The organism is Mitsuaria sp. PDC51 (assembly GCF_900113225.1).
In the GTDB taxonomy this organism is placed as follows: Bacteria; Pseudomonadota; Gammaproteobacteria; order Burkholderiales; family Burkholderiaceae_C; genus Roseateles.
Genome location: NZ_FOZE01000001.1, coordinates 1,225,519 through 1,250,763, shown reverse-complemented (window position 1 = coordinate 1,250,763; position 25,245 = coordinate 1,225,519). Strand labels below are relative to the sequence as shown.

Genomic DNA, 25,245 nt, shown 5'->3' with positions numbered 1-25,245 from the left:
TTTCGATTGTTCTACCGATAGCTGATGCCAGTTTACAGCATGACCGGTTATGCCAGCGCCACGGCACAACCCGCGAACTCCGGCGAAACCCCTAGCCCTGCCGCCACGCCGGCGGTCACGGTGGAGGCGCGCTCGGTGAACGGCCGCTTCCTGGACCTCAGCTTCCGCATGCCCGACGAGCTGCGCTCGCTCGAGCCCGCGCTGCGCGAACTGGTCTCGGGCAGCGTCAAGCGCGGCAAGATCGAGCTGCGCATCAACACGCAGCGCGATGCCGACAGTTCCTGGCCGAACCCGCAGCCGGAGCAGTTGAACCGGCTCGCGCGACTCGAATCGCAGGTGCAGACCTGGCTGCCGAAGGCACAGGGGCTGAGCGTCCAGGAGGCATTGAACTGGTGCAAGACCGGCACGACCGGCGCCTCCGCGAACGACGAGACGGTGCTCGACGCGGCGCGCCAGTGCATCAAGGGATTCCTGGAAGCGCGCGAGCGCGAAGGCGCCAAGCTCGTGACGATGCTGAAGCAGCGCGTCGCCACTTTGCGGGACCTCGCCACACAGGCCGAGCCGCTGATCCCCGCGGCGGTGCAGCGTCAGCGCGAGCGCTTCCTCGAGCGCTGGCAGGAGGCGCTGAGCGCCACCGGCGCGGCGCAGACGATTTCCGAGCAGACGCTGCAGGAGCGCGCGATCAACGAGGCGGCCGCGTATGCGCTGCGCATCGACGTCGCCGAGGAGCTGACGCGGCTGCGCGCTCACCTGGACGAAGTCGAGCGCCTGCTGAAGAAGGGTGGCGAAATCGGCAAGCGGCTGGACTTCCTGATGCAGGAACTGCATCGCGAGGCCAACACGCTGGGATCGAAAGCGGTGGCCATCGAGCTGACCAACATCTCGGTGGAAATGAAGGTGGCGATCGAGCAGCTGCGGGAGCAGGTGCAGAACATCGAGTGACCTCTGGCGGCCAGAAGCAACTGATCGCGCAGCCCATGCAGTTCTTCGCCCCACCCCGAGAACACTTCTTCCGCCCGCTCACGCACGACAACCGCGAGCTCTGTGCGGCCGTGCTGCGCGCGCTGCATGAGCGGGTGCACGGGGCCAACGCCGACTATGCAGAAACGCTGACCCGCGACATCGTGCTCGAGGTCATCCTGCGTGCCCTCGCCGATCCCAAGCTGCGCGCACTGGCCTCCGACACCGGACAACCGGTGCGGCCTGAGGAAGAACGTGCCTACGCAGGCGAACTGCTGCGCAAACTCAAGGAGCATGGCTGGCTGCGCTCGCGTTCGGGTTCTCGCCTGTATCTGCGCATGCCATCGGCCGGAGGGGACCTGTCAGCCGTCGAGTCCTGGCTCTTCGGTGCGGCGCAGGTGCCTGTCAGCTTCTTCGGTGACCTCGACTTCGCGGGCATGCAGATCCTTGCCAGCCTGCGCGAGGTCTTCCCCGGCGCGGGCGCCTGGCACCCTGGTTATCGCGCCCTGACGCGCTTGCTGCCCCAAGGCGGGCATCTGCCGGATCAGGCATCCAAGGGTCTGCAGGTCGACCCCGGCGAGACGGGTTGCGGCTACGCCGACCAGGAATTGCTGCCGGCGATGCGCCTGCATGGCCGCTTCGTCGACCAAGAGGCGTTCGGCTTGACATAGGCCGTTCAGCCGAAGCGCCAGCATCGCTGGTGGACGACTGCCTCGACAAAGCGGCGGATACTGAATCGACGGGCTCGACGTGGCTCGAAAGCGGGATCGATGACAGCCAGACCATCGAAGAGCGACGGTTGAACCTTGGCCCTGATGCCGCACGACTTCAAGCGCTTGCGCAAGGTCTGGACGGCGACTCGCAAGTCTGAGGCGAGTGCCTCGACGTCCCAGTCGAACCTCATTAGCAGCAGCACGTAGGCCGACGCCTCCGAGTAACTGTGCCGGACGATCTTCGAATAGTCGACCTCGTCCTCGGCTTGCTGCAGTCGAACCAATGGGTCGGAATCCAGTGGCGAGGTGAGCAAGCGCGCCAAGGCACCTGCCGCAACGTCGGCGTCTTCCTGGTCCCAGTCCTTGTCGATGCGAACGGCGCAGCGCATCTGCTTCTCGGCAAACTTCACGAGCTTGCAGTAGAGCCACTTCAGCACGGAGTCCTGATCGCCAGGATCGCTGAAGTCAACCGGGTAACCGCGGCGCTGCTCAATGTCGGCCGCAACGAGCCAAGCCTCCTGCTTGACGTCCTCGACATTCATGTCGCCGCGCGTCGCACCGGCGATGCGCCGGAGGGCTGCAGCCTGATCTCTCAGGAACTCGCTGATGGCGTGCACGCGAGCAGCACCTCAGTAAACGAACGCGGGTTCAATCCCAGGACCATGTCCAATCCCCTCGGAACTCTGCGCCCGCGATAGTTCGGCATTTCAGCACTTGTGTCCAGCCGCTGAGCTGCAACGACGCGTCAACGAGTGACAGCGAGGCGGGTAGCAGTGGCCGGCGCACATTCTTGGGGGCTCGCGATGGGCGCGCTCGAAGGTCGTTTGCTGGAATTGCTCTCGCCTCGGAACGCGACCGGCCGCCGCTCATGATGGAACAGCGGCCGACGTGCGCACGGCCCGGGAGCAGCGTGAGCCGACGGTGGTCAGGAGGGCGTGCCCGCGCTGCAGCAATACGCCAGCAGGAAAGTGTTGTTGCTGTCAGCGCCCGTCTTGGAGGCTGCGATCTCCGCGTTCAGCTTATGCATCGCCACCCCATCCGGGCCCACATCCGACAGGTCGGGGTCCGACAGGTCGGCGGTGTTGAAGTCGTGCACGTCCAGCCGCACCGTCTTGCCGTCCGCCGTCTTCGGATTGGCCAGGGCCCGATCCTCGACGGCGAACTTCTCCTCGCGCTTCGCGACGGCGCCGACCTGGCCTTTGCAGCGGCCGTGGGTGCCGGACATGATGTGGATCGTGTGTCCCTCGCCGCGCAGCCCCGCGGCGATGGTTTCCACCGCCTTGGCCACGTGATCGACCGTGCATCGGCCGTGAAAGCCCCAGATCTGCACGCCGGTCGGGGTGGCTGCGGTGATGTTCACCAGTGTGGGCATGGTGTTTCTCCTTGAATGAGGTGGAAGAGAACGCATCCGGCTCCGGATGCGCCCTCATTCGATGCCGCCGCGCCCACGCGCGAAATCGGCGCCCCTCCCACACACGCCCTCCAAGTTGCCGAGGCCTTCTCGGCCAATCCGACCACGCGCTCGCGGCACCCCGCCGCTGCCCCTGTCGCGCGCACCTGCCAACGATGACGGCCATGCCGCCGGGTCTTCCGGCGCTGCCGGCCGCCCCGGTCCGGACCTTCGTCGATCCCAACCCTGAGGTGCCACGACATGGCCGATTTCAGCCAGTACCTGCCGACCCTGCTCCGCTTCGAAGGCGGCTTCGTCAACGACCCCCAGGACCCGGGCGGTCCGACCAACATGGGCATCACGCTCAAGACCTTCCAGGGCCTGGGGCCGTCGGTGGGCTTCACCGACACCAGCCTGGAGGCGCTCAAGCGGCTGAGCCAGGCGGACGCGGGCCGCCTCTACAAGCTCAAGTATTGGGACGCCGTCGAGGCCGACGCCATCGCGCTGCAGCCGCTGGCCGAGATGCTGGTGGACTTCCACGTCAACGCCGGCGGCCACGCGATCCGCGAGCTGCAGGCGCTGCTGGTCGAGCGCGGCGCCGCGATCAGGCCCGATGGCGCCTGGGGCCCGCAGACCGCGCAGGCGCTGCAGCGCATCGACCCCACCGACGCCTACCGCGCCCTGCGCGCGCGCCGCATCGCCTACTACGAGCGCCTGGCCGCCCGGCAGCCCGACCTGCGCAAGTTCCTCAAGGGCTGGCTCAACCGCGTCAACGCCTTCCCCGTGCTCTGACGCCGAGTCCCGCGGCGCCGCGCCCGCGCGCGCCGCCCGCCACCACCGATCTCCAACCATTCCGCAGGGAAGGACCCTCCCATGAGCTCACGTGTCGACTTGAAGGAACTCATCGAGGCGCTCGCCGGTGCCGTCATCGATGCCCAGGACCGCATCGAGCAGCACCAGATCGCCAAGCTCGGCCAGTACTTCGACGAGGACAACCGCCCGCGCACCGTCGTCATGCGGCTGCCGTCGATGCAGCCCGACGCCGAGCCCGGCACCGAGGACCTCTACCGCGCGCCGCTGCTCGGCCTGGTGCCGGCCAACGCGCTCAAGATCAAGGACGTCGAGATGCGCTTCGACGTCGACCTCGGCGCGCTCTCCGACGACGCGCTGCCCGGCGCCCGCCCCACGGCCACCGGCAGCGACTGGCAGGGCCCGGCCGGCGCCGCGCGCAAGAGCGTGCAGGTCCACACCCGCGGCCCGCTCGTGGGCCGGCGCAGCACCGCGCACGTGGTGCTGCGCGTCGAGGGCTGCGAGCCCACCGAAGGCCACGCGCGCCTGGTCGGCCAGCTCAACCAGGTGCAGGGCGTCTTCGACACGCAGCAAACGCTATGAGGCCAGGCCGGCCCGCCGCCGGCCCGCCATGGATCGGCGGACGGCACCGCCGATGCCGGCGCCGCAACGGTTGTGGCGCCGTCGTGACCCTGCCGATTCAAGGAGCACTGAATGCCTTCCGATCTCGTCAACATCGCCGACCAGTACAAGGGTCTGCCCATGGGCGAACTCATCGGTTCGCCGCTGACGGCCGCCTGCGACGCGCAGATCCGGCTCGCCAAGGCGACCGCCGACTTCATCCAGACCGTCGGTTTCGACGCCGACGCCAGCGGCAATCCGGGCGCGACCCGCCAGGTCAACTTCAACTTCAAGCGGCCCACGGCCAACACCAACAGCGCCGACGGCACCTTCTACGAGGAGCAGGTGGAACTCAGCGTGCCGCTGCTGGCCATCGTCAAGGTGCCCAACCTGAGCATCACCAAGGTGGACATCGTCTTCGACATGGAAGTGAAGTCGTCCTTCGCGTCCAAGGAGCAGAGCAGCGCGCAGGCCTCCGCCTCCGGCACGGCCAGCGTGGGCTTCGGCCCCTTCAAGGCGTCGGTGACGGTGAGCGGCTCGGTGTCCTCGCACAAGGAGAACACGCGCAGCTCGGACAACTCGGCCAAGTACCACGTCGAGGTCCACGCCGTTGACGACGGCATGCCCGAGGGCCTGGCGCGGGTGATGGACATCCTGCAGTCCGCCGTGGCGCCGCGCAAGGTCGGCGCGCCGACCCCCGTCTGACCCGGGCCCGAGCGCCCGCCACGCAGGTCCGTCCGCGCCCGGGCGCGGGCGGGCCTGCCCCTCGGAGCCGTCATGTTCGATCAAAGCAACGTCAAGTACATCAAGCGCCTCGTCGTGGGGAGCGACAACCCCGCGCGGCTGTGCACGCGCGAGGAGACCGAGGCCCAGATGGAGGAGCTCAACGACTGCCTGTCCGGCGCCTCGCATCCGCGCGGCACGCTGCTGGCGGTGGAGCGCAGCTTCACGCTGGTGCGCATCGGCGACCACCAGGTTGTGCTCGAGTGGATGGCCTATCACGTCGGCTTCGCGCGCAAGCCGGCGCCCAAGCCGCCGCGCCAGGCACCCGCCGCCGCCCCGGCGCCGCACGACGCGCCCGAGCCCGCGGCCGCCGGCGCGTCCCGGGCCGGTTCCGCCGCGGAGCCCGGTGAGGTCACCGACGTTCCCTCGACCGACGTGGCCGACCCGGCCTGATTTCAACCTTGTCTTCAACACTGCCGCGACACGCGGCCCAGGAGATCCCATGATCGCTTTCCGGAAGAATCGCCGTCCCGCCCCGGGACGTTTCGCGCCAGCCGCCTATGCGGTCTCGGTGTCCGTCTCGCTGGCCGGCGCGCTGGTGCTGCTGTTCGCGCCGCTGCTGCCCGCAGGTGCCTGGGCGCAGCCGGCGTCCGCCGCCGCGGAGGATCCGCCGGCGGCAACCCTCACCGGCCGGATGACGCTCAAGACCCAGCCGGGCGAACTGCCGCGGCTGGTGCCGGTGACCCTCACGCCGCAGGCCAAGGGCGGCTACGACGTCCACTATGAGGAGCAGCTTCGCTGTCACGTCGTGCTGGCGTACAACGGCTACGTCCCGGAGGCGGGACATCTGTACACGGCCTCGGTCGCCGGGACGGCTTCGGGCGGCATGGCCGCCTACTGCTCCAGCGTCGGCGGCAAGGGCAAGCGCGTGCTGCTGCGGCCGCTCGGCGGTGGCCAGCCGGGCTACTCGTACGAGGACCAGGCCCCGTCCGGCAGCCCGGTCCTCGTCGCGCCGGCGGCCCCGGCCACGCGGTCGCCGTGAGCGCCCGGCGCTGACGGCCATGGCCGGCCCGCCCGCCATCGCAACGCCCTCCCCGGCATCCGGCGCGGCCGTTCCCGCCGGGGCGGCGCCGCAGGACCGCCTGGAGGTGCTGGCGCAGCTGCGCGCCGAGATCACCGCGATGCTGCGCCACGCGCTGGCGACGGGGCGGGAAGTCCCGCCCGCGCTGATGCGCACGGCGCTCGAGGCGCTGAGCCCCGGCGACGACACGCCAGCGCCGGGCGCCGCCGCGCGGCCCCCCTCGGCGGGCGATCCGGAGACGCTGTCGCGGGTGCACGCGCGGCTGGCCGCGCTGGTCGCGCCCGCGCGGCCGGGCACCTTGCGGCTGATGCACGCCGCGCGCGACACGGGCGCGCTGCCGCTGCTCGGTCCGATGCGCAACGTGCGCTGGCTGACGCTGGCGGCCTTCGGCTGCCTGGTCGCGTTCATGGTGGTCGCGCAGTCGCCGCTGATCGACGGGCCTGCGCTGTCGTCCGACCTGCTGGCGCTCAACGGGTTCCAGCAGGTGGCCGTGACCACCCTGCTGCTGACCGCCGCGGGCCTGGGCGCGACCTTCCAGGCGCTGTTCACCGCCCAGACCTACGTCTCGCGGGCCACCTACGACCCGCTGTACGACGCTTCGTACTGGATCCGCATCGGGCTGGGGCTGGTGTCGGGCCTGATGCTGGCGGTGCTCATCCCGATCGACAGCGTGAACAACGCGGGCTCGCTGCAGCGCCCGCTGCTGGCGCTGCTGGGCGGCTTCTCCGCGCGCCTCACCCACCGGGTGCTGCAACGCCTGGTGGACACCGTGGACTCGATGTTCGACAGCGACCGCCACCAACTGGTCGAGCAGACGCGGGCCCACTCGCAGGCCGAGGCGCGGCAGTCGGCGATGCAGACGCGGCTGGCGCTGGCGCGGCAACTGATGGGCGTGCAGGGCGAGCTGCTGGCAGCCGCGCCGGACGACGCGGCGCGGCAACGGCTGTCGGCGATGCTGGACGAGCTGCTGGCGGGAGCGCCAGCGTCGGGCACGGCAGCCCCGCCGGACGAACCCGGCGCGCCCGGAACTCCCGGAACGCCGGGCGGACCGGGCGGACCGGGCACGCCGGGCGTGCCGGACCGACCCGGTGCCTGAGGGTTCACGGACGGGCGAGTCCCTCCCGGATGGCGTAGCGGGTGATGTCGGCCACGCCGCGCAGTCCGAGCTTGTGGACCGCATGCTCGCGGTGCGAGGCCACCGTCTTCTGGCTGACGCCGAGCTGCGCGGCGATGTGCTTGGTGGACAGCCCTTCGGCGAGCAGTTGCACGATCTCGCGCTCCTTGGGCGTGAGCCGGACGAAGGCGCTGGGCGCGGCCGCCGGATGCGCGCAGGCGATGACGGCGGCCTCGGTCAATGACGGGCTCAGATAGAACTGCCGCCGTCCGAGCGCGCCGATCGCGCGCACCAGTTCATCCACGCCGCTGTCCTTGGCGAGGATGCCGCTGGCGCCGGCGTCGAGCGCCGCGCGCATGCGATGCGGCGGTTCCTCGTCGGCCAGGCACAGCACGCGGGTGGAGGGCGATGCCGCCACGATGCGCTGCGTCGTGTCGACGCAATTGAGCCCGGGCAGCTCCATGTCCATCAGCACCACTTCCGGGCGCAGCCGCACGGCCAGCCGGACCGCCTCCTGGCCGTCGCCCGCCTGGGCCACCAGTTCCTGCCCGCCCTGTTCCTGGATCAGGGAGGCCAGGGCCTCCCGCAGCAGTTGATGACGCGCGATCACCATCAATCGAGTTCGCATGCTTGTTTTCTCCCTGTGAATCGAGCCCTGCGACATGGGCTACGTGGGCGATTGCAAACAGGATTGGGAGGCTCCGCAATCGAGGCGATACCGCGAATGAGGTCAGCGATTCACCGAGACGCGCCTCGGTGCGCGACCGCGGCCCGATGGCTGCGCGAGGCAAGGCGCAGAGCGGGTGGGAGATCGGGCGCGCGCAACTGTAATGTCTTGCAGGATGGGCGTTGCGACCTCGCGACTTGGCCCGCGCGCCGCGTGCCGCCAGGGTGAGCGCTTCGTCGGTTGTCCAGGCCGGACGCGCACGAGCGTCAATGCAGCTGCAGACGCGCGCGGATCTGGGCTCGGGAGCTCTCAAGCACCTTCATGGCGAAGCTCGGGTTCGGGACGGCCCTCGCCAAGGTGAGGGCCCCGACCATCTCCATCTGGACGGAGCGGGCGAGCTCCCGGGGCTGTTCGTAGCCGACTTCCTGGAGCAACGCGGCCAGGGCCTCCAACGCCTTCTTCACGCCTTGCTCGAAGGCTTCTCGAACGGGGGACGACATGCGCGGCAGGTCGCTGCCGAGCGCCGCCATGGGACACCCCGCGTCTCGCTGCTCCAGGTGTTCCCGGCTCAGGTAGCGGTCGATGAGGGCCGCCAACCCTGCGTCGGCGGACAGTCCCTCCAGGCATTCCTCCAGGGTGCTGGCGCTCTCCTCGAACATCAAGGTGATCGCCTCCTGGATCAACTCGTCCTTGGATCCGAAGTGCGCATAGAAGCCGCCATGGGTGAGCCCGGCCTGGGACATCAGCGCCGCGATCCCGATGTTGTCGGGGCCGTGCAGCCGCACCGCCTTCGCGGCCGCGGCCACGACCTTCTCGCGGGTGCGTTGTTTGTGTTCCGAGTCGTAGCGCATAGCCCCCTCAACCATTCGAGTGCGGTCCGCTGGTCCCGCAGACCAGCCCGCAGTTCTCGGAAATCATACGGTTCGGATTGGACTGAGCTCCCCAACCCGTGGTCCGCCGTTTTATATTACGCTCAACATTCAATGCGCTGATCGGGCGCATCTACCCATCAATCGACGGGCTGGGAAGCCCTGCAAGAGGAGACCGAGAAGATGATGTTCCGCAAGAATCACCGGCAGTCGATGCTCGTGTTCGTCACCGGGATGGCCTGTGCCACCTTGGGCCATGCCGCGGCCTTCAAGCTGAAGGAACAAAGCGCGGCGGGTCAAGGTCGGGCTTTCGCCGGCTCGATCAGCGAAGGCGGCGATGCCTCCGTGATCGCGAACAACCCCGCCGCCATGGCCCTGCTCGACGGGCGCCTCTTCCAGGCGGATGCGGCCGTCGTGAACTACTCGGCCAAGTTCAGTGGCGCAGGCCGCGACGCGCTCGGACGCCCGCTTTCCGGCGGCAATGGCGGCGATGCGGGGCAGACCGCGGCGATTCCGTCGCTGTACTTCCACTCGCCGTTGACGGACCGGATCCATCTGGGTTTCTCGGTGACCGCTCCCTTTGGTTTCAAGACCGAGTACGACGATGGCTGGGTCGGCCGCTACCAGGGCGTCAAGACCTCGCTGAAGGTCATCGACGCTGGCGTGTCCGGCTCCTACAAGGTCAACGAGGCGCTGTCCCTCGGGGTCTCGGTATTCGCCGAACGCCTGGATGTCGAGCTCCGCAACGCGGTGGACTTCGGCGCCCAGTTGGCAGCCTCCCGTGTCCCCGGGTTCCTGCCCACCAGCGCGGACGGCTATCTGGACGTCAAGGGAGACAACACCGAAGTGGGCTATACCCTGGGCGCGCTGCTGCGTCCCGCTGAAGGCACCACGATCGGCCTGGCCTATCGCTCGGAGGTCAAGCACAAGGCCAAGCGCGCCGACGTCACCTTCACGATCCCGGCGGCCGCGAACGCGGTGCTCTCCGTGGCGGCACCGAACACCTTCGTCAACACCACCGTCAATACCGAGCTGACGATGCCCGCCTCGTGGACGCTCAGCCTCAGCCAGCGGCTGAACGATCAATGGACGGTGATGGCCGACTACTCCCGTACCGAGTGGAGCAAGTTCGACAAGGTCGTGCTGGACTTCGCGTCGAACCTGCCGAATCAGACGCTGGACTTCGGCTACCGCGACTCGTCGTTCTACTCGGTGGGGGCCGAGTACAAGCTGAACGACGGCTGGACCCTCCGAGGCGGCTTCGCCTACGACCAGACGCCGGTCACCGATGCCGTGCGGGATGTGCGCGTTCCCGATGTGAGCCGCAGGTGGTTGTCGCTCGGCGCGACCTGGCGCGCAAGCAAGCAGCTCGCCTACAGCATCGGCTTCACCCACCTCTTCATCAAGGACACCAGCGTCAATCTCACCTCGCCTTCTGCCAGCACGCTGCAAGGGACCTACAAGGTCGGCAGCGACATCCTGGCGGTGTCCGCGCAGTACAGCTTCTGAAGGGAGCGGCCCTCGCTCTCGAGGTCCTTCCGCTCGCGTTTCAAGCAGTCGTCAGGCGAAAGCGTCGGCGCGCCCGGATGGATGCGATGCGGACAGGCGGTTCCAGGGGTTGTCGTGCGAGTCCCCTCGCACGCAACTCATTCACCCCAGATGGCAACGTCTGGGGTGTTTTTTCGGGCCGATGAAGCCCTCCAGCGCGGGTCCCGAGCCATTCGCAGGGGCCCTGTCAACTGCCGTCGTTGCGGCTCTGGCGATCGATGGTCGAGCGTCGATCACGCAAGGAGGTGGCGGAGCTGAGGAAGCGCACCGCTGGCGTCTTCCCGGCCGCAAGGGCGGCCGCCTTGGGCACCGCGCCCGCCTTGCCGGGCTTGCCCGCCTTAACCGCCTTCGCAGCCGCCGCGACGGCCGGGACGCCGGGCAGGACCAGGCGCGCGAAGGTGGATTGGACGCAGGGCTGATCGTCGTCAAAGGCGCCGTGGCTGCGCGCGGTGCAGGTCCTCAGACTGGCCGGTGGCTCGCTGTTGGGTGAAAGCACCAGCTCGGCTTGTCCGCCGCCGAAGAGCTTGCTCAGCGCCTGGTCCTTGTTGATGAACTTCTGCATCCCCAGGATGGGCCACCCGTCCCGGAAACCAGGAATCCGCGCCTCGTCCTCGAAGGCATTGGAGACGAGATACAGCAGGGAGCGGTTGTAGATCTTCGCGCAGTCGTCATCGTTCTCCGCCCGGTCCGTGAGGATGAAGGCGGCGAACTTGTCGATCGCCTTCGACTGGATGAGGGGCAGGTAGTCGCTCTTGAAGAATGGCACGGTGCAGGCGGGCGCCCAGAGCGTGCAGGTATTGACCTTGAGCTTGTGGGTCTGGGTGAGGAGTTGAAGCAGCGGGCCGTGGAACACCGAGCCGGCGCTGTGCCCGATGACATTGATCTCGAGATCGGGAAAGGTCTTCACCAGATTCGCCAGGTGCTGGGCGACCAGCCAGGCGGCTCCCCCCTTGTCGCTGGCCATGACCGCGTTCTCCTTCATTTCCTTCCACTGCGCCCGGCCGGTCAGGACACGCGCCAGCGGTTCCAGCATGTCGTCGACACGGTCGAGCAGAAAGTCCTTGGCCCCGTCCAGAAAGCCCTCGGGCCGCCGCCGGCGTACCGAATCGCTGAGGATGTTCCTCAGGGTGGTCCAGAAGTCGGAATGCCAGATGAAGGCCAGCGGGTAGACACCGCTGGCCAGTAGTCCCGGCCGGTATTCGGAGATGCGCTGGACCGCCGCCTGCTCGCTGACCAGGCCCCCGTGGGCGTAGAGGACCAGTCGCTTGACCGGCCAGTTCTTCATGACGCGCGGCATGTCCTCGACAAAGATCCGCTCGAGCTCGAGCTCCGTCGTGCCGTAATCACCGCCTGGCTTGAGCCGGCCGTCATTGCCGACGCTGACCAGGTGCGGTCGCAGGTCGGAGAACGCGTAGGCGGCCGACATGCCGGACACGGTCGAATGGACCTGGCTGATGGCGCCCGCCGTGCGCAGCACCACGGGCGCCCCCAGACGCGCGACCCAGACGTCGGTCCCGTTCTCCAGCCAGTCGTCATAGCTGATCCGCCCGAAGCCCCCCGCGCCCCAGCCCGCGGACCAGCTGTTCTGGATCCAGAAGCCCTTGTCGTCATAGGCGACGATGGCGAAGGCGTGGCCTCCGGTGATCGCCGCGCTCTGCTGGATGACGCCATCCTTGCCGACGCTGTCCCAGCCGGCATGCACCGTGGCCGTCGCATAGAGGATGCCAACCTCGGTGATCGCGGCATGCATCGCGATGAGGTCCTTGTGGTTCACCCGGCAGTAGGCCCCCAGCGGACGTTTCAGCGCCTCGGAGGTCCGGAAGTCGGTGAGCCCCTTCGGATCCTTGGGGCCCAGCAGGTAGGGCCAATCACGCTCCGAGCAGACCCCGTGCTTGTGCCAGCCCTTCATGGCGCCGCGCGCACTGGAACCGTCGTAGTTCACGCCCGGCCATTCGTCGTAGCGTCGGGCGTTCTCATACAGCATGCGGGCGCTGACCTGCACCGGATCCGGCACGACCCGGCGCACGCGCAGCAGGTAGTTCGCCACGGTCGCCAGGCCGAAGCCCGTGCAGGCGCCTTCCCTGCCCTGGTCGAGGATCGGCACCTTGACCTTCTTGTAGTCGGCCAGGGGCCGGGTGGTCGGCACCTCGATCAGGGTGGGGACGAACATGACGTCACGGAAGTCCATGGCGTCGGGCCTCGCATTCTTGATCCTGTCCGCCGGCTTCACCGCCCCGGCCGCCTTCGCCGCGCGCCCGGCCTTGGAACCCTCTTTCGTCGCCATGGCTTCCCCCTGGAATGACCTGGCGATGTTCCATGCCGCCAGGGATCGGGTCATCCGTCGGCTTGATGAAGGCGCGTGGTGAAGGCGCGGGGCTTGGTCGCGGGCCTATCCCTTCATCGGCTTGCTGAGGAAGCGCGACCCCGCCGCGACGAAGCGCCAGGGACGATCGACCGCCTTGCTGATGCCGATGCGGGTCCCGCAAAGCACCTCGGCCTGGCGCGACGGCGGCAGCAGTTGAAACGGCGGCGCGTCGAGCGAGGCCCCTCCCAGCGAGCGATCGATGCCCAGGGCCTGCCCTACCCGCCCCGGCCCCGAGGCGAGCAGGCGCGGCACCGCGGTGCCGCGCCGTTCGGCCATGCGGTCGATGCCATGCGTCGGTTCGAGCGCGCGGATCAGCACACCGGCGCCGTGGCCCTCGGGACGGCACACGAAGTTCAGGCACCAGTGCAGGCCGTAGCTCCGGTACACGTACGCATGCCCCGGCGGGCCGAACATCGCCGCGTTGCGCGGGGTCAGGCCGACGAAGCAATGCGAGGCCTCGTCGTCCTGGTCATAGGCCTCGGTCTCGACGATGACGCCGCCGACACCGTCCACCAGCACCGTCCACCCGATGAGCTGCCGCGCCACCAGGACCGGGCTCTCCATGAAATCGATCTGCTGCATCGCGCCAGTATTGCGGATCGACGCCCCGTGCCTGCGTCGGCGTGAACGAGTGCGCGGTCCCCGCGGCCCGCGGCCGGGCGGCCTGTCGAAGCCTTCACGCCGTCCTCTATAAAATCGCGCGATGGAATACCCGGGCAATCTCTTCGTTGTCGCCGCCCCCAGCGGTGCCGGCAAATCCAGCCTCGTCAAGGCGCTGCTGGAACTGGACGCCAAGCTGAGCGTCTCCGTCTCGCACACCTCGCGCGCGCCGCGCGGCCAGGAACAGCACGGCCGCGAATACCTGTTCGTCACCCCGGAGGAATTCCGGGCCATGGTCGACCGCGGCGAGTTCTTCGAATGGGCGCAGGTCCACGACAACCTCTACGGCACCTCCCGCGCGGCGATCGAGGCGCGCATCTCGCATGGCGACGACGTCGTGCTGGAGATCGATTACCAGGGCGCGCTGCAGATCAAGCAGCTGTTCCCGCATGCGGTGCTGATCTTCATCCTGCCGCCGAGCTGGGAGGAACTGAAGCAGCGCCTGGTCCGGCGCGGCGACACCGAGGAAGCGGTGATCGCCAAGCGGATGCAGACCGCCCGGGAGGAAGTCGCGCAGGCGAAACACTTCGATTTCGTGGTCATCAATGCCGTCTTCGAGACGGCGCTTTTCGACCTGAAGGCCATCGTCCAGGCGCAGCGGCTAAAATACGCGACCCAGCGCCGCAACCGGTCGACCGTGTTCCGCGCGCTCGACCTCATCGAGTAACCCCGTCCCCTCAGGAACCCGCATGGCCCGCATCACCGTCGAAGACTGCCTGACCAAGATCCCGAACCGCTTCCAGCTGGTGCTCGCCGCGACCTATCGCGCCCGCATGCTGAGCCAAGGCCACGCGCCGAAGCTGGAGTCGAAGAACAAGCCCGGCGTGACCGCGCTGCGCGAAGTCGCCAACGGCGACGTCGGCGTGGAAATGCTGCGCCGCGTGCCGGTCTGATTCCCGGCCGACCGCTGGATCGAAACGCCCCGCTCGCGGGGCGTTTTTCATGGGGCGCTCACCCCCGCCCCGCCCGCTCCCGCCAGAACGCCGCGTCGATCTCCACCGCGTTGCCGCTCTTCTCGTGGATGACCCAGAAGCGCGCGCCGTCCGCGGCGATGCGGTCGACCTCGCCGACCAGCCGTCCCGCGGCGATCCGCAATCCGCGCGTGTTGAAGGGAAAGTCCGCCGCCCGGGCGAGCGTCGACAGCGGCACGGCCTCGCGCGCATCGCCGGCCAGCCGCAGGCGCTGGACGATGGGCGCGAGCACCTCGTTCGTCAGGTCCGCCGGCGACAGGTAGATCACCACCTTCGCCTGCGCGCGGCTCAGCGCGACGTTGAGCAAGCGCCGCGCCTCGTCCGTGCGCAGGAAGGGCTGGGTCCCGTCGGCCGGATCGAAAAACACCACCGGCGCCTCGCTGCCCTGCGCGCGGTGCACGGTGCTGACCCGCACCCCGTCGTCGACGCCCGCCGCCGCCAGGCGCTGCCGGATCAGCGCGCGCTGCGCGCGGAAGGGCGTGAGCACGATGAGCTCGTGCGCTGCCCAGACGCCGCTGGCCAGCGCCTCGGCGATGGTGGCCGCGATCGCGTCGGCCGACTCCCTTCGGATCGGCCCGCGGTCCTTCGCGGACCAGCCGCCTTCCCGCGTCACGCGCCGCACCGCCACATGGACCTCCGCCGGGATGTCCCCCAGCGCGCGCGAGCGCGCGGCCTGCCAGTCCACCGACGCCAACGCCTCCTCGGCCACGCGCAGCGCGCCGTCGTAGAACAGGTCGCTGACCAGGGCGCCGATCGGGGGCGCCATGCGCGACTGCTCGTCGAGCATCGCCACCGCGGCCCCGCCCTGCCCGCCGCCGGGCAGGGCCGCGAACGGCGACCGCCCCAGCCAGAGCCGCGCCAGCCGGTCGTCGCCGCGCAGCACCGGCGACAGCTGCCGCGGATCGCCGGCGAAGAGGCGCGCCCGCCCCAGCGGCATCAGCGCGAGCGCGTGGGCCAGGCTGACCTGACTGGCCTCGTCGAAGACCACCAGGTCGAAGGGCGGCATCGCCGTCAACGTTTCCGGCGGCGCATCGGCTGATGCGAGCTCGCGCAGCGTCTTCAGCGTGAAGACCGCGCGCGTCGTCGTCATCGTGGCGAGCCGGCATTGCCGCAGCACCTGCTGCGACGGCGTGCCGGGCGCCGGGATCAAGTGCTCGCGACCGGCATAGGCCTGGGCATCGAAGCGCGCGCCGAGCCGGCGGATCGTCCCGCGCAAGGCCTCGCGGCGGCCCTTCTGGAGCGCCTTGTCCACCGCCAGCGTCGCCAGGTCGACCGCCTGGTTGGTGGTCGACAGCAGCAGCACCCGCGCCGCGGGGCTGCGCTCCAGGTACTCGGCGACCAGCACGCCCAGCGTCGTCGTCTTGCCGGTACCGGGCGGTCCCCACAGGAAGGCATCCTCGAAGGCAACCAAGCCGAGCGCCTGTCGCTGCGCCGGCCGCAGCCAGCGGAACGGCGAGCCGTCCAGGCGTGGTGCGGCCGGATGGGCCGCGAGCGCGGAGAGGCCCGGCCAGCAGTCCGCGGCGCGGCGCGCCCAGGCGTCATCGCGCCAGGCGTCGGCCACGGCCTGCAGGAAGCGCGGCGGATAGATCCGGATCAGGTGCCCCTCCCCCGGCGGCGGCGCGCTCGCGTCCTGCAGCACGAGCTGGTCGTCCTCGACCACCACCGCCCGCACGCTCGCGCCGCCCTTGGCCGGCGCGCCCCACCAGGCGGCCGCGCCCTCCAACCGCTCGTCGAGCAGCGTCTGCGCCGACGCCTGCCCGGGCCGCTGGCCCTCGGCGTAGACGTAGCCCGCCTCGAGCGTCACGCGCCAGCAGGCGCCGTCCGGCTCGCTGCGGAGCACGCGGAAGTCGTAGAACTCGGGCGTCGCGGCCAGTTCGGCCTCGATCGCCGCGCGGATGTCGGCGATGGGCATGGACGGCGACGGGCACCGGCGGACGCCGGCAGGAATGCGGAGGAGGCGGGACTATAGCGGCCGCCATCGTGACGAGCGGGACGGACGGCTCCTCCGGCACGGTGACGGCCGGCGCACGGGTCGACCCGCCGCGCAGCGCGGCCCCCCCGCTCGGCGACCCGAAGACCCGATCGCCACCGCGGGCCGTGCTCGCCGGCGCGCGTTGGCACGACGGGGCGGCACGGGACGCGCCACGCAGGACCGTCGCCGCGGCCGACCGGCCCGCGGACGCAGCGACGGATCGGCCGGCGCGCGCATGGCGACGCGCCTCAGCCGAGCAGCGCGCCGATGAAGGCGATGTCGGCCACGCCGGTCGCCGGCAGGCCACGCGTGCGTTGCACCTCCTGGACGCAGCGCATCGAGGCGCCACCGAAGACGCCATCCGCCTTGATGTCCGCGCCCAGCCCGGACAGCGCGAGCTGCACCCGCCGCACGTCGAGCCCGCGCTGCAGTGGCGCCTGGACCGACAGCGCGCGGCTGCCGGGCGCCGGCCCGTCGTAGCAGCCGGGCGGCGTGCCGTTGAGCGTCGTCATCGAGATCTCGGCGCCGCGCACCACCAGCGGCAGAGGCAGGCCCCATTGGCCGAGGTCGATCAGCCGCCGGAACGCATCCATCCGGTAGACCGTGCCGCGCAGGATCGCGATGCTGTGCGTGGCCAGCCATTGGCGACGCACCCGCACGTAGGCGTCGATCCAGGCCTGCTCGCCCGCCTGCGCGGTCGCGCCGACCTGCGCATCGGTGGCCGCGCGGATCCGCGCCCAGGAGCCGTGCACGAAGCTGTCGTAGACCACCGCCGAGCCCAGCGCCGACACGATGCCCAGCTTCCCGGCCGCGCGCGCGGCGGGCTGCCAGAAGTGCTCGTCGAAGAAGAGGTCCTGCGTCTCGCGCATCACCGGGTCGTCGGCGCAGGCGCGCAGGAGGTTGTGCAGGCGCTGGTCGGTGTCGAGCGCCGCACCGGCCGCCGCCAGGGCCGGCAGCCAGTCGCCGATCTCGGCCCCGAACTGCGCGCCCGGGTTGCCGGCGTACTGTCGCAGCAGCTCGACCAGCTTGCCCGACCCCAGGGTCGTCTGCGAGCGGCCATAGGTCAGCCGCCCCGGATCGCCCTCCAGCACGGTCACCTGGCCGTAGTCGCCCAGCACATGACCGGTCTCGAAGAGATTGACGATCGCCTGGGCGGTGCGGATCTGCGAGGGCGTGAGGAAGGACATGGCGCACTCCCGCCGGGGGGACCCGGACGGCGGCAGTCTGGCACCCGCCCCTCCCCCGCGCATCCGTCATCCAGGGGATGACCGCCCGCTCAGGCCAGCGCGTAGGGACCGCCGCGCTCGAGCGCCCGCTGGTAGGCGGGCCGGGCATGGATGCGCTGGAGGAATTCGGTGATGCGCGGCTGCCGTGCCACAGCGCCGCCACGCTGCGCCGCGGCCTCCAGCGGGAAGCTCATCTGCACGTCGGCAGCGCTGAAGTCCGCGCCGGCGAACCAGGGGCTGCGACCGAGTTCCGCTTCCAGGTAGTTCATGTGGTTGTCAATCTGCGGCTGGACGAAGCTCGCCTTGGCCTTCGCCGCGATGCCCCGGGCGATCGGCTTCACGAAGAACGGCACGGGCGCGCGTTCGATGCGGTCGAAGACCAGCTTGAGGAGCAGCGGCGGCATCGCCGAGCCCTCGGCGTAATGCATCCAGTAGCGGTAGCGCAGCGCCTCGGGCGTACCGGCGGCCGGCTTGAAGCGGCCTTCGCCGTAGCGGTCGACGAGGTATTCCAGGATCGCGCCGGACTCGGCGATCACCAGGCCCCCGTCGCTGATCACCGGCGACTTGCCCAGCGGATGCACGGCGCGCAGCTCGGGCGGCGCGAGCATCGTCCTGGGATCGCGCTGGTAGGGCTTGATCTCGTAGGGAAGCCCGAGTTCCTCGAGCAGCCACAGGACCCGCTGCGAGCGGGAGTTGTTGAGGTGGTGGACGGTCAGCATCGGCGCAGTCTATGGCACGCGCCGTTACTTGTTGTCGGGCCGGTAATGTCCCGCCCGGCGCGTCAGCGCGGCGCCGCGGCGGCACGTTCTCAGACGCATGCAGACCCGCTGGAGGTTCCTCATGCGCACATTTCGTCCCTTGCTGCTCGCCCTGGCCGCCGCGCCGCTGGCCGCGAGCCTGACCGGCTGCGTCGTGGTCCCGGCGCATCGTTATTACGGCTACGACCGGGGCCCCGGCTATACGGAAGTCGTGCCCGTCACCGGCACGATCTGGATCGATGGCTACTGGGACACGCGAGGCGGAGGCCGGCGCTGGATCCCGGGTCATTACGGCCCCCGCCGCTGAGCCCTCGTCCCTCTTTCCAGTCTCCCTTGAACGACGAAGCCGGCTCAAGGCCGGCTTCGTCAGTGGCGGCGTCCCTCACGGGCGCCGCCTCCTCGGGCTCACTTTGGGGTCACTTCGAGCTCACTTCGAGCAGTTGAAGATCGCGACGCCGCGGTACTTGCTCGCGCCGACCTTCACCACATACCCGACGATCACCGCCTGCTTGCTGGCATCCAGGCCCTGCGCCATGGTGAGCTGCAGGCCGGACGAGCCGCCCAGCATGCCGCCGGTGTAGGTGATCGTCGTCGGCGAGTTCAGCTTGCGACCGGTGGCGGATTCCGTGCCGGCGCTGCCGTCGGCCAGCGTCACGGTGATCGACGCATCCAGCTGCGCGCCAGAGGCGTCGAAGCTCAGCGAGGCCGAGCCCTTGGCCTGCCCGACCTCGGTGCCGGGGGCGACGTCCAGGGTGGGCACGGTGAACTGGCCCGCGTCGCAGGAGAAGCTGCCGCTCGTGGGGAACGCGTCCGGCGCGTTGTACACCGCGTAATGGACGGCGGTGCCGGTCGCGCCGAGGGTCTTCGTGCTGCTGCCGATCACGGCCGATCCGTGGGTCCAGCGTCCGATGGCGAAGGAGACGTCGCCGGCGATGTCCGCGATCGCGCGGTCGATGCCGCTGAGCGCGTTGCCATTCATCGTGATGACCTCGCCCGTCGTCTGCTGCTCGATGGTCTCGAGCCGGCCCGCGTTCTGCGAGGACGAACTGATCATCAGGTAGCGCGCCGTCTGACCTTTCACGAAAGCCGCCTTCACCTTGGGCCGGCTGGTATCGCCGGTGCCCTGCAGTCCGGCGGGCGTGGCCGGCCCCGAATCTCCACCACCACCGCCACCGCAGGCCGCCAGTGCCGCGATCAGCGGCAGCACCGCCAGGGCTTTCGTCATTCCAGCTTTCATGAGATCTCCAATCGTTGATGTTCGTGGTCGCCGTGCGGCTGCACGGCGGGGCGGTTAGTCGCGGAATGGAGAGGGACGCTCGCTCGCATGGAGCGAGGAATGAAGGGAAATGTCAAAGGCGATGCTCGCGCGGCTTCGATCGAGCAGGCGGGCCGATGGCGCCCGCCCGGAGGGTCATCGCGTACAGAGGAAGGTGGCGATGCCGCGATAGGCCGCGTCGCCGCCCGCCGTCACTTCATAGGCCGCGATGATGCGGAACTTGCCGTTGCCGCTGTCGCCCAGCGTCAGCATCATCCCGTCGCCCTGGCTGAAGAAGTTCCCGGTGACGGCCGAAGCGCCTGGTGCGATCGTTCGTCCGGTTGTCGACACCGTGCCGGTGCGGTGACCGGCGGCCGCGGTGACCGACACGTCGACCACGGCGCCCGCGTCGTTGAAGCTCAGCGCGGCCGAGCCCGTCGCGACACCGAGCGCCGGCGCCGAGGGGTTGCTGATGACCGTGGGCCGCGTGAACGTGCCGGCATCGCACCGGAGCGTGCCGCCGGCAGGGAAATGGGTCGCGGCGAGGTGGACGACGTAGTGATAGGCGGCGTTGCGCGCGCCCCCCAGGGTCGAGGTGCTGCCGGCGGCCAGCGCCGTGCCCTTGGCCCACCGGCCCTGCGCGAAGGTCTCGTCGCCGGCGATGTCCGCCACCGACAGGTCCGGGCCCGTCAGCGTGTGGGCGTTCATCGCCACGACGCCGCCCGTCGGTTGCTGCTCGAGGGTCTCCAGCGCCCCGGTGGATTGCAGGCTGGTGCCGAGCAGCAGGTAGCGCGCGGTCGTGCCACGAGGCGAGAGGTGGAACAGCTCATCCACCGCGGGCTTGGCCGGCGTGGCCGGCGTGTCCTTGGTGTCGCCGTCGGTGGCCGGCTGGCCGGTGCCCGCGCCCGCGCCGTCCGCGCTCCGGTTCGTGTCGACGGGGCTGCCGTCGCCCCCGCCGCCACCACAGGCCGCCAGCGCGGCCACCAGCGGCAGCAGGACCAGCGTCTTCTTCAATTCGTGCTTCATTGGATTTCCCTTCATGGATGACTGTCGTCGCCATGGCTGATGCATGGCGGCGCGTCAGTGACAAGCCATGAGGGCCCGGCAGCGCGGTTCGGCCGGAAATATCAAGGTTTCGCGGGCCGCGGCCCTGCCCGGAAGGACGATCCGTGAAGCCGCTCACGAACGGCGGCGGGCCCCCCGCGAAGCGGGCTGGGCTCAGTTCGCCTGCTTGAAGGCCATCACGGCCTGGTTGCGCAGCGTGCGCAGCAGCGAGAGCTGCTTCTCGTCGAGCACCACGCTGCCCGGCTCGGGCTTGTCCGCGTAGATCATCGCGAAGGGCGCGCCGCGCAGCGCCATCGGCAGGATCAGGAAGCTGTGCGCCTTCGCGCCGCTCAGGAACCACGCCGGCAGCCGCTCGGCGATCTTGGGTTGCGAGGCATCCGCGATCAGGGTGTCCACGCCCTTGGTGCAGATGGCCGTGAACAGGTCGGCCGGCATGCCGGGCATGACCCTCAGCGGCACGCGGAAGCTCGGCACCACCGCCTCGACGCCCTCGCCCAGGCCGAAACGGCCGGTCAGCGTCTCGGTCTTGGGATCGCGCAGGCAGAAGATCACCCGCCGGAACCCCAGCCCGCGGTACATCGTCTCCAGGATCATCCGCAGGATCTCGTTGAGCTTGAAGCTCTCGACCATGGCGTTGGTGATGTCCTGGATGCCGGCGGCCAGCGTCGCCGCCGCCTGCTCCGCCGAGATGACGCCGCCCGCCGGCGCCCCCTCGACCATCGTCGCCTGCAGCTGGTGCGGCGACAGCGAATCCTCCGCCGACGGCGTCAGCGGCGCCAGCAGCCGCTGCGCCGGCGAGTTCTTCGCCAGCTTGATGTCCATCGCCTGCGCCAGCTGCGTCAGCCGCTGCCGCGCCTGGTCGGCCGCGGCCTCGAAGGCCTTGGCCTCGACGCCCAGCGCGCGCGCGTAGCGCTGCGCCATCGCGCGCACCTTGGCATGGGCCTCGGCCGGATCGCTGTTCAGGATCACGTCGGCCACGTCGTTGCTGGCGCGGCCCAGCCAGCGCATGCGGTCCGTCGAATGCTCGACCAGCCGCGCCGGCGCGTCGCCGTCGGGCCGCTGCATGCTGCGCTGCAGGCTGTCGGGGAAGCCCCACTGCCGCGCCACGCCCAACCCGAGGCTCTCGTAGCTCAGCCCCAGCACCTGCGCCGAGGCCGCGGCCTCGCTCATCGGCGGCGCAGCTTGCTCGCCCATGCCGCGTTCGGGCCGCACGACGCGGCGCACCTGCTGCGCTTCCTCGGGCAGGTAGAACTCGGCCAGCAGACGACCCAGCCCCTGGAACATCGTGGCGAGGAAGGACTCCTCGTTCTCGCGCGGCACCAGGCACAGCTCGCGCGCCAGCGAGCCCGCCATCAGCGCGCGCAGGAACTCCTCCTTGAGGCGCTGCGCGTGATGCTTGTTCTCCATGCGCTCCAGCAGCACCAGCGACAGCGCCAGGTTGCGGATGCCGCCGAAGCCCACCAGCGCCACCGCGCGCGACACCGTGCTGATGTGCCCGCCGCCGGCGTGGCTGAACTGCACCGTGTTGACCAGCCGCAGCAGCTTGTTGGTCAGCGCGACGTCCTTGAGGATCTCGTTGGAGAGCGTGGTGAGGCTCTCGTTCTCCGACTGGGTCATGCGCTGGATGCGCGCCACCGAATCGGCCATCGCCGGAAAGTCGCTGCGATGGCGCATGCGGCGCAGCAGGAACTCCAGCGTCGCGTTGCCGCCCTCGCCCGCGTCGGGGGCCTCGCCGGCGGGATGCAGCCAGGCGGCCAGCGCGTCGTGGAAGGCCTTGGCATCGGACCAGCGCTGCGCCGACTCGCGCGCCAGGCCGCGCAGCAGCACGGCGCGCAGCGCGTCGTCGCTGTCCGGGCCCAGGTCCGCGGGCGGGTCCAGGGTCTGCTCCATCGCGCGGCGCACCGCGCGCCACGGATCGGGGTCGTAGTTCAGGCGCTGGCCGGACAGCATCTCGCTGAGCATCACGGCCGCCGCGAACACGTCCATCACCGGCGAGGGCGCATCGCCGCGCGCCGCCTCCGGCGAGATGTAGCCCGGCGTGCCGACGATGCGGTTGGGCCTGGCCGCGGTGCCGCCGGCGGCCACCCGCCCGGCGATGCCGAAGTCCATCACCTTGGGCCGGCCGGTCGAGTCGATCAGGATGTTGGACGGCTTCAGGTCGCGGTGCACGACGCCGGCCTGATGGGCCGCGTGCAGCCCGTCCAGGATGCCCAGCATCAGCGTCACCGCCTCGCGCGCGGGCAGGCGGCCGCGCTGGCGCAGGCGCTCGGTCAGCGTGCCGCCGGGCACGTACTCGAAGACCATGTAGGTCTGGCCCGCCTCGATGTCGGCCTCGAAGACCGGCACGATGTTGGGATGCGTCAAGCGGCTGACCGCGCGCGCCTCATGCAGCCAGGCATCGACGCTGGCGCGGTCCACCGCCTGCGTCAGCACCTTCAGCGCCACCTCGCGGTCCAGCCGCGGATCATGGGCCAGCCACACCGTCGCCTGGGCGCCCTGCCCCAGGCTGCGCAGCGGCTTGAAGCGCCCGACGGCGGGCGGCATGGCGGTCATGGGCGGTCCTTGCCGGGCTCGGGCATGCGCGTCCCTGGCGGGGGCGTCGTCAGGGACGACGAGGCCGGCGCGGTGGCCGAGGGCGCCGCCCCGGCGGACGGAGCCGCCGCCGGCACGCTCGCCGGGGCGCCCGATTCAGCGCGCTCCCGCAGCCGGGAACGCGGCGCCGCGGTCGCGGCCGCGCCGATCGACGGATCGGTCATCGCGCCCAGGCCGCTGTCGCCGGCGTCGGCGATCGCGCCGCTGGCGCCGAGCGCGTCGTAGATCTCCCGCAAGCCCAGGCCGAGCGCGCGCGCATAACGCCGCGTCGCCAGCTCGATCGCCGCCTGCCGCTTGCGCTCCGGCACGGCCAGCGCGTCCACCAGCTCGTTGGCCAGGCTGCAGGTCAGGCGCAGCAGCTCGATGTCGCCATCGGCATGGCGCACCGGCGCCTCCTGCGGCTGGCGGCGCATCATGTGCTGCAGCTCGTCGCCCAGGCCCCAGTAGCGGGCCACCGCCAGCCCCAGGCTTTCCAGGTCGCAGCCCAGCACCGCGTAGGCGGCCGACTGCTCGTTCATGCCGCGCGGATTGGGGTTGTCCTCGGTCGCCTCGGGCGCGACCTGCAGCTGGCGGATCTGCTGCGCGTCGTCCGGGAAGTGGTACTGCACCAGCAGCCGGCCCAGGTTCTGCATCAGCGAGATCAGATACACGACCTCGCCGTCATAGCCCGCCGGCCGCAGCGCCTGCGACACCTGGCCGGCGCGCTGCACGCGGCGCATCACGCTCTGCATGAACTGCGCCTGGCCGTCGTTCATCGGGCCGGGCCAGGGCTTGAGCGCGCGGGCCGCGTCCTCCAGCCCGTTCAGGCCCAGCATCGCGATCGCGCGCTGCAGATTCAGCACCGTGCCGCCGCTGGTCGGGCCCTGCTGCCGCAGCGCGTTGTTGACGCGCCGGATCAGCTCCAGCGACAGCGCCATGTCCTTGAGCGCCATCGCCGCGAGCTGGCTGCCGTGCTGCGATTCCATCGAGGACGAGGCCACCGTCGTCACCAGCCGCGTCGAGGTGCTGGGCAGATGGCCGAAGCGCTGCATCTTGTCCTTGAGCAGCGCGATCGGGCCGCCGTCGTCCTGCTCGGCCGACTGGCGCCAGCCGTCCAGCGCCCGCCAGAAGCTGCGCGCCAGGTGATAACGCTGGCGCGTCTGGCGGTCGCTGGCGCGGTTGACGATCGCGCGCAGCGGCTCGGGGATCGGATACGGGGTTTCCCAGCCCAGGCGCACCAGTTCGTGGCCCTGCGGCTGCATGCGCTGCAACACGGCCTGCAGGTCGGGCTCGTCCAGCACCGGCTTGCCGGTCAGCAGGCGGTGCAGCAGCAGGCCGATGCTGACGACATCCTCTTCAGCCGCCTCGCGCACCGCGCGCCGGGTGGCGGCGTTGAAGTCGGCGCTCGCGGGGACGATCTCCTGCGCCACTTCCAGGCCCAGCACGCGCACATGGTTGGCGCCGTCGACGACGAGGTGGGCGAGCTGGATGTCGCGGTGCGCATGGCCGGCCTCGTGGGCGAAGGCCAGGCCCTCGAGCGCCTGGGCGGCCCAGCCGGCCGCATCCAGCGGCAGCGGTGGGCCGCCGCGGGCCAGGCGCTCCTCAAGCGTCTCGCCCAGCGCGCGGTCGTAGGCGACATAGGGCCAGGGATCGACGCGGCCGGTCTCGATGACATGGGCCAGGTTGGGATGATGGATCCGCGAGGCCCCGTCCACCGTCTTCAGCCAGTGCAGCATCGCCGCCTCGCTGTTGGGCTTCTCGCGCGGCATCATCAGGTACATGTCCTGGCCCGACGCCGGGTCGAACACCACCCACAGCATCGAGCGCTGGCTCTTGTGCAGGAGCGCGCGCAGCTCGAAGCGGCCGAAGCGCCGCATCGGGGCGGCGGTGGATGTTGTGTTGTTGTCAGACACGAGCGATGAGCGAC

General features: G+C 70.2%; 25 protein-coding genes. 12 read left to right on the top strand and 13 right to left on the bottom strand.

Annotation, left to right across the window (positions count from 1 at the left end):
* Positions 1 to 24: 24 nt before the first annotated feature.
* Both BM393_RS05475 and BM393_RS26065 read left to right on the top strand, forming a co-directional pair.
* Positions 25 to 942 carry a YicC/YloC family endoribonuclease gene (locus tag BM393_RS05475; protein WP_091723247.1) on the top strand — a complete coding sequence of 306 codons (918 nt, stop codon included), beginning with the start codon at positions 25 to 27 and terminating at the stop codon, positions 940 to 942.
* A gap of 35 nt (positions 943 to 977) precedes the next feature.
* On the top strand, positions 978 to 1,631 hold the full coding sequence (locus BM393_RS26065) for a hypothetical protein (RefSeq protein WP_254783216.1): 654 nt from the start codon (positions 978 to 980) through the stop codon (positions 1,629 to 1,631).
* 5 nt (positions 1,632 to 1,636) lie between these two features.
* Here the strand turns inward: BM393_RS26065 and BM393_RS05465 are convergent, their stop codons facing one another.
* Both BM393_RS05465 and BM393_RS05460 read right to left on the bottom strand, forming a co-directional pair.
* Complete coding sequence (locus BM393_RS05465) at positions 1,637 to 2,290, bottom strand: hypothetical protein (protein WP_091723245.1); 654 nt, start codon at positions 2,288 to 2,290, stop codon at positions 1,637 to 1,639.
* A gap of 308 nt (positions 2,291 to 2,598) precedes the next feature.
* On the bottom strand, positions 2,599 to 3,045 hold the full coding sequence (locus BM393_RS05460; RefSeq protein ID WP_091723242.1) for a hypothetical protein: 447 nt from the start codon (positions 3,043 to 3,045) through the stop codon (positions 2,599 to 2,601).
* Positions 3,046 to 3,324: 279 nt separating this feature from the next.
* On the opposite strand from BM393_RS05460, the gene BM393_RS05455 reads away from it, so the two are divergent.
* The 6 genes from BM393_RS05455 to BM393_RS25600 all read left to right on the top strand — a co-directional run bounded on the left by BM393_RS05455 (position 3,325) and on the right by BM393_RS25600 (position 7,373).
* A complete protein-coding gene (locus BM393_RS05455; protein ID WP_091723239.1) occupies positions 3,325 to 3,855 on the top strand; it encodes a glycoside hydrolase family 108 protein in 531 nt (176 codons plus the stop codon).
* 81 nt (positions 3,856 to 3,936) lie between these two features.
* On the top strand, positions 3,937 to 4,455 hold the full coding sequence (locus BM393_RS05450; RefSeq protein ID WP_091723236.1) for a DUF2589 domain-containing protein: 519 nt from the start codon (positions 3,937 to 3,939) through the stop codon (positions 4,453 to 4,455).
* Positions 4,456 to 4,566: 111 nt separating this feature from the next.
* A complete protein-coding gene (locus BM393_RS05445; protein WP_091723232.1) occupies positions 4,567 to 5,178 on the top strand; it encodes a DUF2589 domain-containing protein in 612 nt (203 codons plus the stop codon).
* A gap of 72 nt (positions 5,179 to 5,250) precedes the next feature.
* On the top strand, positions 5,251 to 5,649 hold the full coding sequence (locus tag BM393_RS26060; protein ID WP_254783215.1) for a hypothetical protein: 399 nt from the start codon (positions 5,251 to 5,253) through the stop codon (positions 5,647 to 5,649).
* Between the two features lie 49 nt (positions 5,650 to 5,698).
* Positions 5,699 to 6,238 carry a hypothetical protein gene (locus BM393_RS05435; protein WP_091723229.1) on the top strand — a complete coding sequence of 180 codons (540 nt, stop codon included), beginning with the start codon at positions 5,699 to 5,701 and terminating at the stop codon, positions 6,236 to 6,238.
* Positions 6,239 to 6,257: 19 nt separating this feature from the next.
* Positions 6,258 to 7,373: a hypothetical protein gene (locus BM393_RS25600; protein ID WP_091723227.1), complete on the top strand. Its 1,116-nt coding sequence runs from the start codon at positions 6,258 to 6,260 to the stop codon at positions 7,371 to 7,373.
* A gap of 4 nt (positions 7,374 to 7,377) precedes the next feature.
* Here the strand turns inward: BM393_RS25600 and BM393_RS05425 are convergent, their stop codons facing one another.
* The gene (locus BM393_RS05425) at positions 7,378 to 8,019 is read right to left on the bottom strand and encodes a response regulator transcription factor (protein ID WP_175538194.1); all 642 of its coding nucleotides are present in this window, start codon (positions 8,017 to 8,019) and stop codon (positions 7,378 to 7,380) included.
* A gap of 305 nt (positions 8,020 to 8,324) precedes the next feature.
* Positions 8,325 to 8,909, bottom strand: a complete 585-nt coding sequence (locus BM393_RS05420) for a TetR/AcrR family transcriptional regulator (RefSeq protein WP_091723221.1) — start codon at positions 8,907 to 8,909, stop codon at positions 8,325 to 8,327.
* A gap of 201 nt (positions 8,910 to 9,110) precedes the next feature.
* Here BM393_RS05420 and BM393_RS05415 point away from each other — a divergent pair, with 201 nt between their 5' ends.
* Entirely contained in the window at positions 9,111 to 10,436 is a 1,326-nt protein-coding gene (locus BM393_RS05415; protein WP_217648389.1) for an outer membrane protein transport protein, read from the top strand.
* A gap of 226 nt (positions 10,437 to 10,662) precedes the next feature.
* Here BM393_RS05415 and BM393_RS05410 read toward each other — a convergent pair whose 3' ends face one another.
* Positions 10,663 to 12,813 (bottom strand): C1 family peptidase, encoded by a 2,151-nt coding sequence (locus BM393_RS05410; protein WP_217648388.1) that lies wholly within the window; start codon positions 12,811 to 12,813, stop codon positions 10,663 to 10,665.
* A 51-nt stretch (positions 12,814 to 12,864) separates the two neighbouring features.
* The gene (locus BM393_RS05405; RefSeq protein ID WP_091723215.1) at positions 12,865 to 13,422 is read right to left on the bottom strand and encodes a DNA-3-methyladenine glycosylase; all 558 of its coding nucleotides are present in this window, start codon (positions 13,420 to 13,422) and stop codon (positions 12,865 to 12,867) included.
* 121 nt (positions 13,423 to 13,543) lie between these two features.
* Here BM393_RS05405 and gmk point away from each other — a divergent pair, with 121 nt between their 5' ends.
* Both gmk and rpoZ read left to right on the top strand, forming a co-directional pair.
* The gene (gmk, locus tag BM393_RS05400) at positions 13,544 to 14,167 is read left to right on the top strand and encodes a guanylate kinase (RefSeq protein ID WP_091723212.1); all 624 of its coding nucleotides are present in this window, start codon (positions 13,544 to 13,546) and stop codon (positions 14,165 to 14,167) included.
* Between the two features lie 22 nt (positions 14,168 to 14,189).
* On the top strand, positions 14,190 to 14,393 hold the full coding sequence (rpoZ, locus tag BM393_RS05395; protein ID WP_058936171.1) for a DNA-directed RNA polymerase subunit omega: 204 nt from the start codon (positions 14,190 to 14,192) through the stop codon (positions 14,391 to 14,393).
* Between the two features lie 58 nt (positions 14,394 to 14,451).
* On the opposite strand, the gene BM393_RS05390 is transcribed toward rpoZ, so the two are convergent.
* The 3 genes from BM393_RS05390 to BM393_RS05380 form a co-directional block, all read right to left on the bottom strand.
* Positions 14,452 to 16,383, bottom strand: a complete 1,932-nt coding sequence (locus tag BM393_RS05390; protein ID WP_091723210.1) for a DEAD/DEAH box helicase — start codon at positions 16,381 to 16,383, stop codon at positions 14,452 to 14,454.
* A 308-nt stretch (positions 16,384 to 16,691) separates the two neighbouring features.
* Positions 16,692 to 17,630: a peptidoglycan-binding protein gene (locus BM393_RS05385; protein WP_217648387.1), complete on the bottom strand. Its 939-nt coding sequence runs from the start codon at positions 17,628 to 17,630 to the stop codon at positions 16,692 to 16,694.
* A gap of 89 nt (positions 17,631 to 17,719) precedes the next feature.
* Positions 17,720 to 18,388, bottom strand: a complete 669-nt coding sequence (locus BM393_RS05380; RefSeq protein ID WP_091723202.1) for a glutathione S-transferase family protein — start codon at positions 18,386 to 18,388, stop codon at positions 17,720 to 17,722.
* A gap of 121 nt (positions 18,389 to 18,509) precedes the next feature.
* Here BM393_RS05380 and BM393_RS05375 point away from each other — a divergent pair, with 121 nt between their 5' ends.
* Entirely contained in the window at positions 18,510 to 18,734 is a 225-nt protein-coding gene (locus tag BM393_RS05375) for a YXWGXW repeat-containing protein (RefSeq protein ID WP_141225235.1), read from the top strand.
* Positions 18,735 to 18,854: 120 nt separating this feature from the next.
* Here the strand turns inward: BM393_RS05375 and BM393_RS05370 are convergent, their stop codons facing one another.
* From BM393_RS05370 to BM393_RS05355, 4 genes are all read right to left on the bottom strand, one after another.
* Positions 18,855 to 19,652: a hypothetical protein gene (locus BM393_RS05370; protein ID WP_091723198.1), complete on the bottom strand. Its 798-nt coding sequence runs from the start codon at positions 19,650 to 19,652 to the stop codon at positions 18,855 to 18,857.
* Between the two features lie 186 nt (positions 19,653 to 19,838).
* Complete coding sequence (locus tag BM393_RS05365; RefSeq protein WP_091723196.1) at positions 19,839 to 20,708, bottom strand: hypothetical protein; 870 nt, start codon at positions 20,706 to 20,708, stop codon at positions 19,839 to 19,841.
* A gap of 192 nt (positions 20,709 to 20,900) precedes the next feature.
* Positions 20,901 to 23,300 carry a serine/threonine protein kinase gene (locus tag BM393_RS05360; protein ID WP_254783214.1) on the bottom strand — a complete coding sequence of 800 codons (2,400 nt, stop codon included), beginning with the start codon at positions 23,298 to 23,300 and terminating at the stop codon, positions 20,901 to 20,903.
* Positions 23,297 to 25,231, bottom strand: coding sequence for an HDOD domain-containing protein (locus tag BM393_RS05355; RefSeq protein WP_141225234.1), 1,935 nt, complete (start codon positions 25,229 to 25,231; stop codon positions 23,297 to 23,299). Before BM393_RS05355 ends, BM393_RS05360 begins: the two co-directional genes overlap by 4 nt.
* Positions 25,232 to 25,245: the final 14 nt, after the last annotated feature.